At 52.2% G+C, this 17,133-nt stretch carries 15 protein-coding genes, 3 tRNA genes and 1 pseudogene; 12 read left to right on the top strand and 7 right to left on the bottom strand.

Annotation, left to right across the window (positions count from 1 at the left end):
* Positions 1-37 precede the first annotated feature (37 nt).
* Positions 38-742, bottom strand: coding sequence for a 2,3-diphosphoglycerate-dependent phosphoglycerate mutase (gene gpmA, locus E7Z62_00095; protein ID MBE6521523.1), 705 nt, complete (start codon positions 740-742; stop codon positions 38-40).
* A 214-nt stretch (positions 743-956) separates the two neighbouring features.
* Here gpmA and E7Z62_00090 point away from each other — a divergent pair.
* The 3 genes from E7Z62_00090 (at position 957) to E7Z62_00080 (ending at position 3,184) form a co-directional block, all read left to right on the top strand.
* Positions 957-1,032, top strand: a tRNA-Val gene (locus tag E7Z62_00090).
* A gap of 458 nt (positions 1,033-1,490) precedes the next feature.
* Positions 1,491-1,566, top strand: a tRNA-Val gene (locus tag E7Z62_00085).
* A 226-nt stretch (positions 1,567-1,792) separates the two neighbouring features.
* Positions 1,793-3,184 (top strand): aldehyde dehydrogenase, encoded by a 1,392-nt coding sequence (locus E7Z62_00080; protein ID MBE6521522.1) that lies wholly within the window; start codon positions 1,793-1,795, stop codon positions 3,182-3,184.
* Here E7Z62_00080 and E7Z62_00075 read toward each other — a convergent pair whose 3' ends face one another.
* The 4 genes from E7Z62_00075 to E7Z62_00060 are packed head-to-tail and all read right to left on the bottom strand — an operon-like array spanning position 3,185 to position 6,131.
* A complete protein-coding gene (locus E7Z62_00075; protein MBE6521521.1) occupies positions 3,185-3,691 on the bottom strand; it encodes a hypothetical protein in 507 nt (168 codons plus the stop codon). It lies immediately after the preceding gene.
* A gap of 58 nt (positions 3,692-3,749) precedes the next feature.
* Positions 3,750-4,388, bottom strand: coding sequence for a hypothetical protein (locus tag E7Z62_00070; GenBank protein MBE6521520.1), 639 nt, complete (start codon positions 4,386-4,388; stop codon positions 3,750-3,752).
* Positions 4,385-5,218, bottom strand: a complete 834-nt coding sequence (locus E7Z62_00065; protein ID MBE6521519.1) for a hypothetical protein — start codon at positions 5,216-5,218, stop codon at positions 4,385-4,387. Before E7Z62_00065 ends, E7Z62_00070 begins: the two co-directional genes overlap by 4 nt.
* A 4-nt stretch (positions 5,219-5,222) precedes the next feature.
* The gene (locus E7Z62_00060) at positions 5,223-6,131 is read right to left on the bottom strand and encodes an ACT domain protein (GenBank protein ID MBE6521518.1); all 909 of its coding nucleotides are present in this window, start codon (positions 6,129-6,131) and stop codon (positions 5,223-5,225) included.
* A gap of 101 nt (positions 6,132-6,232) precedes the next feature.
* Between E7Z62_00060 and E7Z62_00055 the strand changes: the two genes are divergently transcribed.
* Together E7Z62_00055 and E7Z62_00050 are read left to right on the top strand one after the other, a co-directional pair.
* Positions 6,233-7,180 (top strand): hypothetical protein, encoded by a 948-nt coding sequence (locus E7Z62_00055; protein MBE6521517.1) that lies wholly within the window; start codon positions 6,233-6,235, stop codon positions 7,178-7,180.
* A gap of 1 nt (position 7,181) precedes the next feature.
* A complete protein-coding gene (locus E7Z62_00050) occupies positions 7,182-8,201 on the top strand; it encodes a hypothetical protein (protein MBE6521516.1) in 1,020 nt (339 codons plus the stop codon).
* On the opposite strand, the gene E7Z62_00045 is transcribed toward E7Z62_00050, so the two are convergent.
* Both E7Z62_00045 and E7Z62_00040 read right to left on the bottom strand, forming a co-directional pair.
* On the bottom strand, positions 8,171-8,440 hold the full coding sequence (locus E7Z62_00045; GenBank protein ID MBE6521515.1) for a hypothetical protein: 270 nt from the start codon (positions 8,438-8,440) through the stop codon (positions 8,171-8,173). The genes E7Z62_00050 and E7Z62_00045 overlap by 31 nt on opposite strands.
* Before the next feature lies 1 nt (position 8,441).
* On the bottom strand, positions 8,442-8,834 hold the full coding sequence (locus tag E7Z62_00040) for a hypothetical protein (protein ID MBE6521514.1): 393 nt from the start codon (positions 8,832-8,834) through the stop codon (positions 8,442-8,444).
* A gap of 54 nt (positions 8,835-8,888) precedes the next feature.
* Between E7Z62_00040 and E7Z62_00035 the strand changes: the two genes are divergently transcribed.
* From E7Z62_00035 to E7Z62_00005, 7 genes and pseudogenes are all read left to right on the top strand, one after another.
* Positions 8,889-9,371 (top strand): LytTR family transcriptional regulator, encoded by a 483-nt coding sequence (locus E7Z62_00035; protein ID MBE6521513.1) that lies wholly within the window; start codon positions 8,889-8,891, stop codon positions 9,369-9,371.
* Positions 9,368-9,829, top strand: a complete 462-nt coding sequence (locus tag E7Z62_00030; GenBank protein ID MBE6521512.1) for a DUF3021 domain-containing protein — start codon at positions 9,368-9,370, stop codon at positions 9,827-9,829. The genes E7Z62_00035 and E7Z62_00030 overlap by 4 nt, the downstream gene beginning before the upstream one ends.
* A 452-nt stretch (positions 9,830-10,281) precedes the next feature.
* The gene (locus E7Z62_00025; GenBank protein ID MBE6521511.1) at positions 10,282-13,446 is read left to right on the top strand and encodes a leucine-rich repeat domain-containing protein; all 3,165 of its coding nucleotides are present in this window, start codon (positions 10,282-10,284) and stop codon (positions 13,444-13,446) included.
* 118 nt (positions 13,447-13,564) lie between these two features.
* Positions 13,565-13,647 (top strand) — tRNA-Leu (locus tag E7Z62_00020).
* Between the two features lie 157 nt (positions 13,648-13,804).
* Positions 13,805-13,921, top strand: a pseudogene (locus E7Z62_00015) (poly(3-hydroxyalkanoate) granule-associated protein PhaF).
* A 386-nt stretch (positions 13,922-14,307) separates the two neighbouring features.
* Positions 14,308-15,942, top strand: coding sequence for a hypothetical protein (locus tag E7Z62_00010; GenBank protein ID MBE6521510.1), 1,635 nt, complete (start codon positions 14,308-14,310; stop codon positions 15,940-15,942).
* A 572-nt stretch (positions 15,943-16,514) separates the two neighbouring features.
* Positions 16,515-17,133, top strand: a 619-nt coding sequence (locus E7Z62_00005) for a hypothetical protein (GenBank protein MBE6521509.1), incomplete at its 3' end; no start/stop codon positions are given.

The raw sequence follows: 17,133 nt of genomic DNA, 5'->3' as shown, positions 1-17,133 counted from the left end.
AGTCCGAGAATCTGCCGTTTTGGAAGGGTATCTGTGATTAAGTCAGTGCATTCTGGTCGCCGAGATATCTCTTCGAAATGACGTTGAAATCCCTGTCCAACTCGTACACCAGAGGTATTCCGTTAGGGATCTCCACCTCGGGTATATCCTTGTCAGATATGTCTTCCAGGTACTTTACCAGGGCACGTAGTGAGTTTCCGTGTGCGACGATGATGACCTTGTCGCCCGCCAGCATCCTTGGTTTGATGACGTCATCGAAGTAGGGGACGACCCTGGCAACGGTGTCCTTCAGACACTCCGTCAGTGGGAGGTTCTCCGCGGGGACATCCCTGTACTGTTCCTGCTTGGCGGGGTTCCTATCGTCGTCGGGATCCAGTGCCGGCGGCGGAACATCGTAGGATCTGCGCCATATCTTGACCTGCTCCTCGCCGTATTTCTCCGCAGTCTCCTTCTTATTGAGTCCCTGCAGGGCGCCGTAATGCCTCTCATTGAGCTGCCATGCTTTGGTAACGGGGAGCCATTCGAGATCCATCTCGTCCAGAACGATATCGAGAGTGTGGATGGCGCGTTTCAGATACGATGTGTAACAGACATCGAAGTCGAATCCCTCTTCCTTCAACATTTTGCCGGCCAACTCAGCTTCCGTTCTTCCCTTCTCGGAGAGGTCCACATCCGTCCAGCCTGTGAAAAGGTTCAGACTGTTCCATTCGCTCTCCCCGTGACGTATGATCACAAGAGTCATCGTCTCAGGTGTTGGAACGTCCTTGTTCGCATCATCTATTGCGGATAGAGTAACGAAGCCGGCTGCCACGCAGAGGCAGATCAATACTATTGCCTTGACCCAACTAGGGATGCTGCTCATCGTATTAACATCCAACTCAGCGTATTTATGGATAAGCTATCAGAAGAATGTCGTCCCAGCGATTTTTATATCATTTGTTCATTAGGAGGATTGCGGACTCGTGGTCTAGGGGTTATGACGTCGCCTTCACACGGCGGAGGTCGCCGGTTCAAATCCGGCCGGGTCCACCATCTTATCCCATCAATCAACTCGTTTTGTACACATTTGTTCATTATTATGCTCGTTTTGTAGTTGCTATTAAATATCAGCAATTAGTACGTGGGATTAAGCATCCATCCATGTGGCTGTGATGGGCCAAAAAAGCATGAGGATGCTAGATCGCGGGCGGTTATTCCTCCTACTTCACCACTCCCCGCCCGCGTTTCCTACCTTATTTTCGAGCTTCTTTACATTCATTCTACAATGTCTAATGCACACATATGTACATTATTTTAGATATAAATCAGTTCATTATATATACATCCTAGCGTTTACTAGGATTATACATCCATCCATCATGTCTCCATCAAGATGGACGGTTGTAATGAAGTCGCGGGCGGTTTATTCCTCCTTTCCTTACCATTTCCCGCCCGCGGCCTCCCTCCAATTATCAATAATTAAATACGGCAACCTATTCCAGTGACATATCGGACTCGTGGTCTAGGGGTTATGACGTCGCCCTTACAAGGCGAAGGCCGCCGGTTCAATTCCGGCCGGGTCCACCATTTTCTTATGATCCATCGACTATCAATGTATATTTTTATACAATTTCACAGAATTCTTCAACAAACTCCAATCAGTTAGTGGACACATTTTCCTACATAGTAAACTATGTCCATTTCGTCCTATTATTCCTCCAATTCGTGAACGGCCGAAAAAAGAGTGGACACAGTTGCTTTGTTTGCCATGTACTGCATAGTTTTATCCAAGTGATAGACATGTACATCCATCATGGCAGACGTTCCCGATTTCCAGACCACCGAGGAAGGCAGGCAGTATGAGACCGAGGTAATGATTATCCTCAGTGCCGAGAAGAAGGATTACCCCAACTATTTCGGGGGACTCAAGGTCGCTTCCGGCCGTGAGTTCAAGATATGCAGCCCAATCGATCCCACAATTGAGTACGGTATCTTCCAGGAGCCCGAGGAAGGCACGATGGAGGAAGCGGTCGGAGCAGCGGTAAAAGCAGCCGAATCTTGGGGAAAGATTGCCATAGAGGAGAGGGCCAGATACTTCCAGGCCATCCCAGGCGTCCTAAAGGCCAGAAGGATGCATTACGCAGCAGCGATAACGGTGAGCTGCGGAATGATCCGCCAGGATGCCTTGAAAGAGGTCGATTCGGCGATCGAAGCGATCGAGAGGATCCTGAAAGAGGCAACGGAGATCGGAAAGAGGAAGCCCATGGGTGTTTGGGCGGTCATAAGTTCGCCCAACTCGCCGTTCGCATCCCCGGTAGCGTTCGCGGTAGCGGCCATGATAGCTGGAAACGCAGTTGTGATGAACCCTTCGAAGTTCTGTCCCATGCCGATCCATCTATTCTACAACCTGATGGAGAAATACCAGCTTCCCGACGGAGTGCTGAACCTCATCGTCGACAGGAAGGAGTACACGACGTCCGAGTTAGTCGACGACGCACGCATCGCCGGAGTCGTGGCCACCGGAGGAGGGGACAGGCTCGAGGACCTGATGTTCATGCAGATCGATGACGATTTGTCATTCGTCAACGAGCTCAAGGGAATGAATCCGGTCATAGTGTACAGGCCGTCGGACATGAAGGCCACTGTGAAGAACATCATGGATTCTGCATTCGCATACAGCGGACAGAGCATATTCGCATGCTCCAAGGTCATCATTACTCGCGAGGACCATACCAAGTTCACAGAGCTCCTCGCCGAGTACATGAAGGATCTGAAGACCGACGATCCCGTCAACGATACAACCCATGTCGGACCTCTCATCAACGATGCGGAGGCCAAGAGGTTCAAGGACCTTGCGCTTCAGTACATGCCGTTCACCATCGCCAAGGGCATGCCCGTTCCAAAGGACCTTCCCGAGAACTATGTGGCACCCATAGCGATCACAGGTCTTGAAAAAGAGGACGATCTCAATTACATCGATACCGCCCTGCCCATCCTGAACATCGTCGTGGTCGATTCCGTCGATGCATTCTTCCAGGAGATCGAGGACAGCGAGTGCGGGCAGTCCGCAGGTCTGTTCACCAAGGACCCCAAGCTCATCGAGCGCTTCAAGAACGAGGTTGACGTGCCCCAGAAGTTCATCAACGAGAGCAGCCGCAGCCTGAAGCCCGCATTCGATGCCAGGCTGGAAAGGTTCGTCAAGTGATCATATCGTCTTGACATTCCATGTGCAGCGTTTCGCTGCAGCTGTAAGAGGGGACATCTCGTTCCTGTTCAGAGGTTTGAGCCTATCCTGTCTGAAGAGGAACATGCAGCACCCTTCGCATTCCTCCGCGATGGCGGATATGGAATCCTCATCGTGCTCCCACGCATTCACCGTGACGGCATACTTGCATCCGTTGTCGTTCAGTATGGAGATGCACTTCCTCTGAGCATCCGTGATCTTCTTACCGACGAGCAGGTCTATTGTATGTGTATATCCCGCTCCTATCAGGTCGTCCAGATTGCCGGGGTCCCGGCCATCGGTGATGATCAGGACCTTGAGGCCGCGTGGTCTGACCTGTTTGATCATCTTGTACAGGTCGGGGAATGCAAGCGGATCGGTATCGGATGAGATGCCGAGATAATCGATCGATCCCTTGTCGCTCTCTAATATTGATATTATACTATCAATATCGGATTCCGCGCCATCCGAAACATGGATCACTGACATGAACTAGTCCTTGACAGTGACCGTATCTATCCTGGTGAAACCGGTGATGGGCATGGACTCACCTTATGGATCTAATGAGCGCACCTATCGTCTCACAACTGTCGGCATCCAGGTCGTCGGCTATGACTATCGCATCGCCTACAAGGAACGATACGAGCGCCATGGTCATGGCATACTCTCCGGACCAGGTCCTGACCGCTATCGGATGTCTGGCCATCGGGGCTTTCTCCTGCAACCTCTTAAGGTCTGTGCAGACCTCCAGGCACTGCTTCATGTTCCTCAGGACGGGATCGAGTATGAGGTCCTCCAGCCCCATTTTCTCTGCTTGTTCTGCCAGTTCAAGAAGACCTTCCAGACTATCGCTGCTGAGGCAGAGAGGACAACTGAAGGTCTTCGATATGAGCGCGAATTGCTCAAGATTCGCCTGATTGGCCCCGATTACGATGGGCCTTCTGTCCATGACGTGGACCAAGGCCTTCGAAATGTTCGCAGGATAGTCCGATTCGATGATTATGTTCCCATCCCACAATTCACCCACCAGCTGGACGAGCGATGAGAACGGTTCTGAAGCGAAGCTGTCGTTGCGTATGCAGATCGCATCCGGGATCCTGGATGATCTGTTCCTTTTAGTGAGCTCTGCGATCCTCTTGCATGCCGTGTTGGCATCGGTCATGTCGGAGATAGTGAGGGCCATCATAGATCTGCCAACTCCTCTCCGTATACGCGGGCCATGTCTGCCGCTCCAGGACCTTTCATGACCACCATGTCGGCTCCGGACATCATCACCGCCAGGGCGACCGTTGCCTCGTGCATCGATGCCATCCTCGCAGTCACATCCTCGCCGTGGACATCCCAGGAGGAGGTGACATCGCAGATTATGTTGCGGTTCGAATCCTTCTGGCCGCTCAGTCCATCCAATCTGTAGGCGTTTATCCTGTCGCGAAGACGCTTCAGGGCAGGCCCCATGATACCAATGCCGAGGTCCACTATGATCCTCTCAGCGCCTTTGGAGGCCATCTCCCTGCATAGCTCCTGGGGCGATGTGCCGTCGCATTTGGCGACTATGATGTGGCGGTTAGGGCAGTCAGCCAGTTCGAGGCTCTGTTCTCTGTCCCTGCATCCTATTATCATCACCGAATCGTCCACCAGTGTGGCTGCTTCCCTCAGAAGTTTGGAGTCCCCGCAAATCATGACGGGGAGCCTTGTCCTGTCCAAGATCCTCTTAACCATCTCGGGCGTTCCATTGTTCCCTAATCTGAGGCAGACGCCGTCGGCACCCAGTTCCTTCCACATGACCGCCCATTCCTCGGGATTGGTCTGGCGTCCCGAGAACATGGATGCTGCGGATTTCGGGTAGCCTTCCAGTGTATCTAGCACCTCTCCGTAGATGACCGGCCTTCTGTGCCTCGCATTGTCCAGGTCCAGGAAGGCGGGGCTTCTCGCACCGCCAATGACATAGTCTCCCCTGCCGACTATGAGTTCTTCGATCTCCGCCGCATAGGTACGGGAGGTCTTGGGGAGACGCATCGTATCACGCGAGTTCTGTGAACTCTTTGAGAGTGAAAATGCCGTTGAGCTTTTCCAGCTCCTTCGGCAGGAGCTCCTTGATCTCCGGGATCGTCTTGTTGCTCTTGCCGACGTCCATCACAAGTTCGAGACTCATGGTCTCGTAGCAGATCTTGACCTTGCTGAACACTGATATGAGATTGACGTTCCAGTCGGCTAGCACTCCGAGGGAGTCCGTGATGCTTCCGGGGCAGTCGGGGATCTCGAGACCGACCTTCACGAGCTTGGTCTCCTCTTTGAAAAGTGTAATGGAGCAGATCCATGAGTCCGCATCCATGGTGATCAGCACATTCTTCCCGTCGATGTTGGGCAGGAGGTCTCCGTATACCTTTCCGATGTCGAAGCATCCGTTCTCGATGGTGATGGGATATCCGCGCCTGACCTCTTCCTTTCCGGTCTCATCCACCTTACCCTTGAATAGCCTTCCGATGTCCGCGGGTTTCAGCTCGATCCTCTTGATCTTCGATACAGAGGGGTCGTTCGCCGCCTTCAATGCCCTGAACTGCTCGAGTATGAGCTCCCCTTCTCCGGCGAAGTTCATATCCGCCATGAGCTTCCACACGATGACCGTGTCGGAAATGCCGTTCAGCGAGACGGAGTTCAGGATGTTGATCTCCTTCTCGGCGAGGAAATGGGCGGCCTGCGCACTGGATCCGGGAACGTCGTCCATGTACATCGTGATGTGCGTGAGGGTACGGTAGTTCTCCTGGGGGAACATCGAGAGCATGATCTCGTAATCCTTGGGTCCATGAGCAGGATGCTTGAAGAGGGTGCTGTACACGCAACCTCCGTCTACGATACCGATCGTATCGGATATCCAGTTGTCAACCTTTATGGACGAGCCACTTACCTTCGCGAATTCCCAAATCTTCATCGGAGACCCTTCGACACCCGATTGGCATCTTTCATCATATAACTTATGCCCTGGTGGAACCGATGGCAGTTTTTTTCTATGTTTTCTATAATTCTTAAAGCATGATTGATACCTACGGCCTGACCGAGTTCATTCGGAAGCTCAGCGTCCATACCACGAAGGTATTGGTCATAGCCATGGCCCTGTTCATGCTGGTCTATTCGGTCGCGTGCATCTTCCTCCAGCTGGATTCAGATATGTTCGGCGGAGACCTCATCATTGTGGCCTTCGCCATCACAACCATCATGTCGGTGCTGACCATCTTCACGAAGAAGATCGACGTCTTCAGATTGGTAGGGCTGTTCGCTCTGATGCTCGCCATCCAGAGATTCTATGTCAAACTCATGGGTTTCTCTTGGGACAACAACACATACACCGTCCTATTCGACCTGTACTTCATGGGTCTGGCCATCAATCTGATGGTGACAGGCATATCGTTCACGTTCGGGAAGGTCATCAGGCGCAACTCGATGATGATGACCTCGATACTCATGGCCATATACGAGTTCATAGTCCTGGAGTTCTTCTCGGCTCCCCCTATGGTAGGTGAGGCGGGCCTCTACTATGCTTACCTGATATGTCTCATCGGGATGTACCTGTGCATAGCGGGACTCATGGACGTGGATCTGATAAGGAACTCCACCAGGAACGCTAGGTACTCCAGGTCATTGGAGGCGTTCCGCAACGAATACCAATATGACCGCGGTTCGGCCGTTACGCATGAGGTCGCGAGGGCTTTGGTGGACCGCAGCTCTCCCCTATGGAAACCTGGTACCGGGGAGCCTGTGGAAGCGGAGATGCGTTTCGTCATCGAGGGATTCAGCACGGTCACTTACGTCATCGTGCAGAAATGGTACGGGGACGACAGGCTGTTCTTCACGGTCCATGATTCCCCCGGGAGCATACTGTTCGCGAACAGGTTCGCAGTGGACGGCATCAGGCTGACGGACAGGAAGCTGACCCTGGTGGGAAAGGACGGCACCAACGCCACGATATGGGTGAGGGATTGACATGAAGGTTTCTGAAACTTGGAAGGTTCATCAGGCCAACAAGGGCCTGAATCTCTATTCCAGGGCAGTCATGGTCGCTCTCGGAGTGGTGATGATCGTCGTAGGTCTGGTGACCCTGACCAAGATGATCATGGATATGGGGGGCCATATCGACTTCAACGCCTATCCGATCCTCATTGTGTCCGGTGCTCTAGTGATCCTCCTTTCCAACAAGCCGGCCAGCAATGCCGTACTCGTAACGAGCATATCTCTGGCGCTGTGCATCTTCGTGAGGATGCTGTATACCATCAACGATCGTCCGCTGACCTACACGATCCCGGTAGCCGCGTACTGCTTCATACTGATACTGAGTTCCATCTCGTATTACGTTGGTAACCGTCACAACGCCTGGAGGATCATGGTCCTGGTCATCGTGCACATCGTGAACTGTGCCGCCAACATCCTGTTCGTTCTGTATATGACGAAATCATGGGACAATGTGTTCGACGGATGTCTAGAGGACATCGCGGCCATTGTGTTCTGCTGCGTATTCATCTATTTTCTTCAGCAGCCGGCGGTGAGGGAGGATTCTATAAACGTACTGATGAGGACAGGTGTCGGTGCTCTGGAGGCTGTGGCGATATCCCGTTCCACGATCTACATAACTGAATCGTCGCTCTCGGAGATGCTGGGCCAGACCAGAACGACCTGGACGAATTATGAGGACGGTCCTGTGGCATCCGAGGGAAGGTCGGAGATAGTGGACGGCAAGAAGACGTTCCAATGCACCAGCAGGATATGGAGGGGCGAGGATTTCATCCGTGTGTCGTTGAACCGCGAAGACACTGCGCTTTCATACGGTTCAGGTTTCGAGATACGTTCCGTGCAGTATGCGGATGAGGACATCGGAAGGTTCGTCTATCTGTACGGCAGGGAAGGATACTTCGTCAAGCTGATGCTGGTCAGCGATTTCGAACAGATGATGGAAGTCGATGAGGAAGATGATCAGGATCAGTTCTTCTTCCCGGAGAGTTCGAACTGATTCTTCGGCGAGGTCAGAGGCCGCGTCCAAACGGGCTGTTCCTCGGATTGATATCTGATGTCCATGGCGATGTTGTGGAGGCTTCCCGCATAATCTCTGTCGGAAGCTATCCTCCTGATGGTCTCCGAGTCGTTCCCGGAACGGGATTCCATTCCGGACATCTTCAGAGCCTCGTCCATGAGGTCGGCGGCCTCGTTGAGCAGCTGTTCCGCCTTTAGGAGTTTATCTGCACGGTCCATCTCAATCCTTCCTGGTGATGATGTACCTTGCGGGCCTGGATGCATCGCTCTTCGCTGAGTATCCGCATTTCTTGCAGTCCCTGGAGATCTCCACCGTCTTCCAATCCAATGTCCTGTTCTTTACGGATTCCAGCTTCCCTCTGCATACCGGGCAGACCTGATACGGGACGGAACCGTTCTTGTGGGCATATCTTATCTCGAGATCGAAAAGGCCTCTCTCGATCCCCACCTTGCGTATCCTCTCCCCGCTGACGCGGAATGTCTCGTCGACGCACATCAGCTCCGTAAGGACCAGCTCGTTCAGGACGTTCTGGGAACGGACTCTGGGAGAACGGCTCAGACAGTTCTCTATCGCTTTTGCGATATCATCGTCTTTGGGGATCCTGTAGGACATCGGGAAGACATCGGGTTACGGATATATCGTCTCTACCATGGAGGGGGTTGTTTCATGATTCTAAACCTTTTTAGGCTTAACAGTTCATTGCATCATATCCCCATGCGTGTCGACTTCATACAGGACAAGGACGCCGATGACATCAGTGTCATCGTGCACGCCCCCTCCCGCTCTAAAGATGTAGACGAGCTGATAGAGGCCATAAAGAGCTATGCGCCCTCGCCGCTCTCCGGTTATTCCGAAGGGGTCGTCACCAAGCTGAACAAGGATTCCATCATACGCATCTATTCCAAGGACAAGAGGGTGTATGCCGATACTCTGGATGACTCGTATCTGATCAAGAGCACGCTCTATCAGCTGGAGGAGAACCTTCCCAGGCAGTTCGTAAGGATCTCTAATTCGGAGATAGTCAACACGGACAAGATCATCAGATTGGATCTGAATCTGGCAGGGACCATCAAGGTACATCTCCAGGGAGACATCCAGACACGCGTTTCCAGGAGATACATCTCGAAGGTGAAGGAGGTGCTGATGTGAACGTCAGCAAGGATCTGATCAGGCTGGCGGCCTTAGGGTTCATTCTGGGGATGCTCATCGGCGATATTCTGGTGGTTGCTTTCACCGCATCCGAAGGCATATCGTTGGCAGCACCTGAGCTCATCGACGAGTTCGGATACGTTCCCGCAGTGATCATACAGACATTGCTCTCAGGGGTATTGGGGTGCATATGCTTCGGAGCCACGATTGTGTACTACAAGGATGAATACGGCATACTTGCGGCTACCTGCATTCACATGCTGATCGCATTCCTGGCCCTGATTCCGATCTCCAACTTCCTGTGGTGGACCGGACGTGTAATGGAGGGCAACATTGTCGTCCTGGCGATGGGGATCTGTGCGTATGTGATGATATGGTTCTCGGTCTACATGTCGTACCGTATCCAGATTCAGAAGATCAACGAGGCCTTGGAAAGAAGGAATTCCGGCAAGGAATGATACCGCCCGTCTTCATGAAGATACCGTCCGTCTTTGTGTCGGAATAAACCTTTATCTCACTACCTTAGAATCAATTGATAGGTGATGTGATTTGGACATGAGGAAGATGATTCCTGTCGTTGCTATGATCGGCGTCCTGGTGATGCTCATTTGGGGATATCTGGATTCTTTCAAGTACAGCTGGCTGGCCATAATGGTCGCAGGTATAGTCATCGTAGCCATCTCGATTTATGAGAAGGACAGACAAGACAAGCAAACAAAGTGACATTCGGGCCATCTACAGCCCGATTCAACTTCTTAGGGTGTTGAACATAACCTCGATCAATAAAGATAACGGAAGATACCGATATACCGTTCATCCTCTGATATCAACCATCTGTCGTCCAGTCCAATGTAACACTTTTTAGAATGTCAGTCGTCAGACATCCAGCAATCTTCTGAAAGGGAAGGATATGATGAGTGACAATAGACTGAACAAAGGAACGTCCGGCAATGGATCGGACCGTTCTATGATAATGCCGTTCGCAGTAATCGCATTGCTTGTCATGGCATCCGCCATGGTTCTCCTCGTCGATGACGGAGTACAGGTGGAAGCGGAAGGCGGCAGCTGCGGCAGCGGTTTGACATGGGAAATTAGCGGTGACACGCTAAAGATTTCAAAGACAGGTGAAGGTACCGGAGAGATGACGGATTTCAACAAGGACAACAAACCGCCATGGTATGGAATGGATTATTCCAAGGCAGTTGTCGGCGACGGAGTCAAGACGATAGGCAACTATGCATTCCGCGAATCGAAGATGGTGGAGATCACTATTGCGGATTCGGTCGCCGCCATCGGTGAGGGTGCCTTTGCCCTGTGCGGTTCTCTCGAAGAGATTGAGGTGCCTACATCGGTGAAAGCCATCGAATACGGAACGTTCCTCAAATGCGTGAAACTGGAGGTGGTAAACCTTCCGAGAACGCTCACTTCGATCGGGGAGGATGCGTTCTACGGATGTCATTCGCTTCCGTATGTAGAACTCCCAGCAGATCTGGAAGTCATTGGCGAACAGGCATTCGCCGACTGTCAGAGTCTCATCACCGCATTGATCCCGTCTAAGGTCAAGGAGATAGGGCCATGCGCCTATGCGGACTGCCCCGATCTGCAATATGCCCTCTTCATGCCGGGATGCACGATGATAGCGGAGGCGATGTTCTACATGTCCAACGGCCTTGAGATGGTCTACATACCGTCGACCGTGAAGGATATAGGCGAGAGTGCGTTCGACAGTGTCGCATTCTACGACAAGGACGGTACCACCCTTCTTTCCTACAAGGAGCTTCCCGGATACGAATACAAGGGCGGGAACGAGAAGCTGGTGAGGGTCAGCGAGAGGAGCATAATCATAGCCGAGGGAGAATGCGGAAACGGTGTGACGTGGACCTATGATGACGCAGGCAATCTGGTAATCTCCAAGACCGGAAGCGGCAACGGTGCCATGTGGGACTACGATACCAAAGAGAAGAAGACTCCCTGGTATCAGCAGGGTTTCCAGGTTAACACAGTGTTGATCAACGAAGGCGTCACCAGCATAGGGAACTATGCGCTTAACGGCGCCGCCACCCTGACGTACGTGTCGATACCTTCGACCGTGAAGACCATCGGGGACAAGGCATTCGCATACTGTGTCCAATTGTCAGAGATCGAAATCCCCAAGGGAGTGACGTCCATAGGCGCTAATGCATTCGATTGGTGCATGAAGCTCAGCGACGTCTCCCTGCCTTCGACCCTGGAGACACTGGGGGACAAAGCGTTCTCCGGTTGCAGGAATCTGGAAGAGATAACGATCCCGGGCAGTCTCAAGAAATGGGGTAATGAACCGTTCGACAGCTGTGGACTCGTAAAAGTGGTCATATCCGAAGGTGTGACGACCGTGGGAGCGGACGCATTCAACATGTGCATGGATCTCAGCCAGGTCGTTCTTCCCTCTTCGCTGAAGTCGATCGGCGACAGGGCGTTCAAGGACTGTATGGACCTGAATTCAATCACATTGCCATCCGGATTGGAGACCATCGGTGCCGAAGCGTTCGCCATGGGCGACCTGGAAAGTATAGAGATACCCGGTTCGGTCAAGACCATAGGGGAAGGTGCCTTCAAGAGCAATTGGGACCTTACGGCCGTGAAGCTCAACAGCGGTCTGGAGACCATAGGTCCGAGCGCTTTCTCCGGTATCGACATAACGGAGATCACTATCCCCGATACCGTCAAGACCATCGGCGAAAGTGCATTCTGCAACTGCAAGTATCTGGTCACTGCGAAGCTGTCCTCTTCCTTACAATCCCTTCCTGAGAAGGCATTCAGCAGCTGTAACGCTCTGAAGACCGTCAACATCCCTGCAGGGGTCAAGACCATAGGTAAGGCCGCATTCCAAGACTGTCAGAACCTGGAAGCCATACTGCTTCCGGACAGTGTCGTCACTATCGCTGACGAGGCATTCAGCGGATGCATGCACGCAAAGACCCTCGCCCTCTCCTCTAACCTGAAGACCATTGGTAACAAGGCATTCTACAAGTGCGGGGACCTTGAGAGCCTGCAGCTCCCCGATTCGGTGAAATCGATAGGAGAGTACTCGTTCTACGGCTGTACGAACCTTTCAACGATCGCCATCAACGTTGGAATAACCGAGATTCCGCAGTATGCCTTCGCAGAGTGCTTGTGGACGCTCAATCTGATATTGCCTTCGGGACTGAAGACCATCGGCGACCATGCGTTCTACAAATGCGCATTCGTCAGTAAACTTTCCATTCCCATGACGGTGACGACCATAAGTCCGAGCGCATTCGAGCTCTGGGAAGGGATCAAGTCTGTGAAGATCCCGGCCAGCGTTAAGACCATCGGAACCTCCGCATTCGGAGAGACGCAGTTCTATGATACCGACGGTACCACCGCTCTGAGTTATGCGAACCTTCCCGGACACTCCTATTCCGGAGATGTTAAGAAGATGGTCAGGGACCAGGAGAGGTCGCCTCTCGTGGATGAGGGAGACTGCGGAAACGGAGTCAGGTGGATGTACTATTCGGACGGTGCATTGGATATCGTGAAGGTCATCAACAGCACCACGGCGAAGATGGACGACTACAGTTTCGACAACCCCGCACCTTGGGCCGAGTACGAGATTTCGAAGATCGGAATCGACGGAGGAATCACCAACATCGGTTCATGCGCATTCGTGTACTGCGGTTCCGTGACTGAGATGCAGTTCCCGGACAGCATCGAGGAGATAGGCGACTACGCATTCTACAGATGCATCTCATTGGTTGACTTGGTTCTGCCAAAGGACCTGAAGACCATAGGTAGGGAAGCATTTGCCGGATGCACCGCGATCGAATACATCAACTTCCCGTCGGTAAAGACTGTCGGAGACGGTGCATTCGAAGGACTGAGCTTCTTTGTGGGAGACAAGGAGGTCGAGCCGACCGCCAAGAACCTCTCTGGTAGGATCTGGGAAGGATTGGGCGACGGTCTCCTCTACACCGAGGATTCCCCTTCGTCCGGAATCGATCTATGGATAATCGTGGTCGTAGTGGTCGCGGTTATCGCTGTAGTGGCGATAGTCCTCTACATCAGGTCTAGATGATCAAAACCCTCCCGGGCGACCGGGAGGTTAAACCTCTTCATGTTGTTTTCAGAATCTGATGAGGCATCCGTTTCGTGCCCGATTACATTAAAAACGGGAAGGCTATAGACTTCATCAAGCGGGGGTAGCCGAGTTGGCCAAAGGCGCGGGACTTAAGATCCCGTCCTTAGTGGTTCATGGGTTCGAATCCCATCCCCCGCACTTCTGATCCCGGATGCAGTGAGAAACCGCGAAATACAGGTTGTTTTCACCTCTTTCTTTATAATAACTTTAATAGGATGATGGTATTCGAAATCCCAACGGAGTAATACGCTTGCCTGGTGAAACAAAGAAATCAAAGCCTGTTCAGAAGCCCGCTCAGAAACCGGCCGCACAACAGAAACCTGCACCTCAGAAGGCCGCCGCACCTAAACCGGCACCGAAACCAGCTGCACCGAAACCAGCTGCGCCCAAGCCAGCAGCACCTAAGCCTGCCAATCCTAAAGTGATCGTTGCGAAAACGGTCCCTCAGAAGGTAGTTTCGCAGGCCAACTCATATTCCGGCGAGAAATCTGGAGCGAAGAAGAACAAGCCTGTGAGGACCAAGGAGTCCACGAAGAAGCAGTCGATGCTGAACACCCATAAATTGGCCCCGTTCAAGTATGACATGAACGAGATCCTGTCCGTATCGAGGATGGACCCCGCAAAGGCATCATCGTTCTTAGCCTCGGTTATCGCAAAGGCTTCACGTATCTCCACCAAGACCGCGAAGGAGTTCGCAAAGACATATCTCGACGAGGGAGACCTCACAAAGGACGAGTATGACAAGATCTGCAGGCTCCTCGACAGGTACAGCAAATTCCGCTGAAGGGGGTTGCGCCCATGGCTTCCGAGGAGATACTCCAAAAGACCCTGAAGAATGCCGACGGCAAACCCTTCCAGAAATACAAGGGACTCCAGAACAACTTCTTGCTGGAGAACTATGAGATCATTTTCGACGACATCCAGAACGACAGGGCAGGACACACTGCCATGCGCGTCAGGGTGCCTCATAAGAAGGCCGGATTCCCGGCAGACATGTATGATACCAAGAAGAGGGAGATCGCTCTAAGGGACCTCATCGCCAGGCGTTTCAGGGAGGCCGCTCGCACCCATGCGAGGTCGCCCATACCGAAGACCTCCGGAGGAGAGGTGTACATACCACGTCCGGGACAGGAGATCCTGGAGAGAGGGAGCATAGCGATCACCCAATACTTCGTGGAGGCACGCTTCACAGTGGATCTTCCCGCGGACGGGAACAAGGTCAGCGCTATGGCGATGAACATCCTTCTGGAGAGGATCGACAGGATAGTCTCCGAATCCATGTACTTCTCAGCTTACAAGCAGTCGAAGGTCTACAACCATCTTCAGACCTATGAGAATGCGGAGTTCATCAGGGAGAATCTCAAATCCAAAGGATTGGTCGCATTCATAGCGGACGGGGCTGTCCTTCCCAGAAGAGATGACGATTTGGCACCTATGATAGATGCCGTCCCGTTCTCATGCTCCGATGACCTTAGAGTCATCTTTGATGTCCCTTACGGTGAGCCTATTGCAGGAGTAGGGATACCGAGGGGTTTCACGGTGATTTCCGGTAACAGCAGGAGCGGGAAATCCACTCTCATGGATGCGGTCTATGCCGGAGTGTACGATCATATTCCCGGTGACGGAAGGGAGTATGTCATCACATCCCCTGATGCCGCATTCATCATATCAGAACCCAACCGTCCTGCGGATTCGGTGGACATCTCCGCTTTCGTGAAGGAGACATCCGAGTTCGATGATACGGCCTCGGCGAAGAGGGAGTTCGTTTCCTCTCCCATGTCCGAGCTTCTGTCGGTATCGGAAGCAGTAGAGATGGGCTCAGAATTGATATTGGTCGACGAGGAGTTCTCCAACCCATGTGTGTTGAGGAAGGGATTCCTGGCCGACGATGAGAAGATCACACCGCTTTCCGACATAGGACATTCCATGGGTGAGGCTGGGGTCTCGATGATCATGATCTCCGGCGACGAATCTGCGATAAGGTCCGCGGACACGGTCCTTGTCATGAAAGACCACAGGCTTTCAAGGACAGAAATGCAGAGGAAGGCATTAGATGCCCAATTCTCGAGACCGGCCGTAAGGCATCCGGTTTCCAAAGGTATCGTGTATCAGAAGGGCCACAGGGATGTGAATGTGAATGCACAGGAGATCCGTACGATCGAGATCGGTGAGTTCAAGGTGCATGTCCCCACAGCTGCTTTCTTTGATATCTCGCAGGCCGATGCCGCAGCAGACGCCGTGGCCATGATGAAGGATCTGATGGATGGGTCCAAGAGCATGAAGGAAGTCTGCGAATCCGTCATAGCGATGATGAAGGCCGAGGATGATTCCACAGACAACGGTTCCGGGATGCATCACGCCCAGATAAGGGCGATAGACCTGGCTTCGGTCGTGAACAGGCATCCTCAGATGCTTGCGATCCAGAAGAGATGATTGCCCCCACTTGACGCAATAACACGGTGTCAAAGGCATATGGCCATATAGATTGGCAGATACAGCAGTTTTCCGTCTTTTTTGATCTTGACCTGGACAGTTGACTTTGCCTCTTTAGCCGCTTTTTGATGGATCAGCCGGATCTGCCCTCAAAATATGCTCATCAAATCTAACTATCCGGAATGACTGTACGGCGGTCGTTTCCGGCATTTCCGAAGAATTCGAAAAAATGAGGTCATTGGACAGTTGCCGATTTGTCAGGTCTTTATCCTCGTTCAAAGTGTAAAAAGGATTCTGATCACACTTGATATTCATGAAGGATGTCCATTTTCGGCGGTTTTCAGCGTGAATCACACGAATGATCGTCCTCCATCCTTTCATATCGGTCAGAACTGTCCAATGAAGCAGATTCCCGAAAACCGTCCTTTCAGAGTTGCCGCAATCGATTCCCTGTCTTCTTGAAATACATACATTCTCCGAACTCCGAATTAACTGCGGTGATTCTGTTAGTAAAGGCTAAAACCAACGGCGCGGGGATACCATTATATTATGATGAGAGGACTCATCCGACGATGTGCTATAAAGTCGTGAAGATGAGGATCGAGCCCAATTCCTCTCAGAGGAAGGTGATAGACGATACGATCGATTACAACAGGTACGTCTTCAATTTCCTGATCACGGCTAACAAACTGACCTATGCTAAGGAGAGCAGGTTGCTCTCCGAGTTCGAGATGAACAATCTATGCACTATATTGAGAAGGAGATGCTCATGTTTTCGCGTCATGCACAGCATGACGCATAACGATGTATCGAGGAGGGTGCACCAGGCATGCAGGAAATGCATGGACAATGCCGCTATCAAAAAGAGGAGGGCCGTTGCCAAAGGCGTCATGTCCGCCGAAGATCCGCTGCCCATGACCTGGCCGAGGTACAGGAATCGCAACAGATACGATTCGTATGCTCATCTCAGCAACAGGGATTTCGGCATAGTTGAATCGACGAACGGGAACGGGAAGATTGTGAGAAGGCTCAAGCTCGGAAAGGTCAAAGGTACCGTAAGATGCTACAACCAGGGCACACCGATACCGGGAATCCCGAAAACCTGCATCATAATCAGGAAGGACATGGGGACGCACACGGAATACTACGCTTGCATCTCCTATGAGATCGCGGAGTCCGAGCAGAGGCATC

Source organism: Thermoplasmata archaeon (genome assembly GCA_015063285.1).
Taxonomy (GTDB): domain Archaea; phylum Thermoplasmatota; class Thermoplasmata; order Methanomassiliicoccales; family Methanomethylophilaceae; genus Methanoprimaticola.
The sequence above is the reverse complement of the archived record's forward strand: the minus strand, read 5'-3'. Positions and strand labels throughout refer to the sequence as shown.

Bases quoted from the DNA above. Each gene is read 5' to 3' on its own strand.
- gpmA (MBE6521523.1), bottom strand. From the start codon at position 742: ATGACTCTTGTGATCATACGTCACGGGGAGAGCGAATGGAACAGTCTG.
- E7Z62_00080 (MBE6521522.1), top strand. From the start codon at position 1,793: ATGGCAGACGTTCCCGATTTCCAGACCACCGAGGAAGGCAGGCAGTAT.
- E7Z62_00075 (MBE6521521.1), bottom strand. From the start codon at position 3,691: ATGTCAGTGATCCATGTTTCGGATGGCGCGGAATCCGATATTGATAGT.
- E7Z62_00070 (MBE6521520.1), bottom strand. From the start codon at position 4,388: ATGATGGCCCTCACTATCTCCGACATGACCGATGCCAACACGGCATGC.
- E7Z62_00065 (MBE6521519.1), bottom strand. From the start codon at position 5,218: ATGCGTCTCCCCAAGACCTCCCGTACCTATGCGGCGGAGATCGAAGAA.
- E7Z62_00060 (MBE6521518.1), bottom strand. From the start codon at position 6,131: ATGAAGATTTGGGAATTCGCGAAGGTAAGTGGCTCGTCCATAAAGGTT.
- E7Z62_00055 (MBE6521517.1), top strand. From the start codon at position 6,233: ATGATTGATACCTACGGCCTGACCGAGTTCATTCGGAAGCTCAGCGTC.
- E7Z62_00050 (MBE6521516.1), top strand. From the start codon at position 7,182: ATGAAGGTTTCTGAAACTTGGAAGGTTCATCAGGCCAACAAGGGCCTG.
- E7Z62_00045 (MBE6521515.1), bottom strand. From the start codon at position 8,440: ATGGACCGTGCAGATAAACTCCTAAAGGCGGAACAGCTGCTCAACGAG.
- E7Z62_00040 (MBE6521514.1), bottom strand. From the start codon at position 8,834: ATGTCCTACAGGATCCCCAAAGACGATGATATCGCAAAAGCGATAGAG.
- E7Z62_00035 (MBE6521513.1), top strand. From the start codon at position 8,889: ATGATTCTAAACCTTTTTAGGCTTAACAGTTCATTGCATCATATCCCC.
- E7Z62_00025 (MBE6521511.1), top strand. From the start codon at position 10,282: ATGATGAGTGACAATAGACTGAACAAAGGAACGTCCGGCAATGGATCG.
- E7Z62_00010 (MBE6521510.1), top strand. From the start codon at position 14,308: ATGGCTTCCGAGGAGATACTCCAAAAGACCCTGAAGAATGCCGACGGC.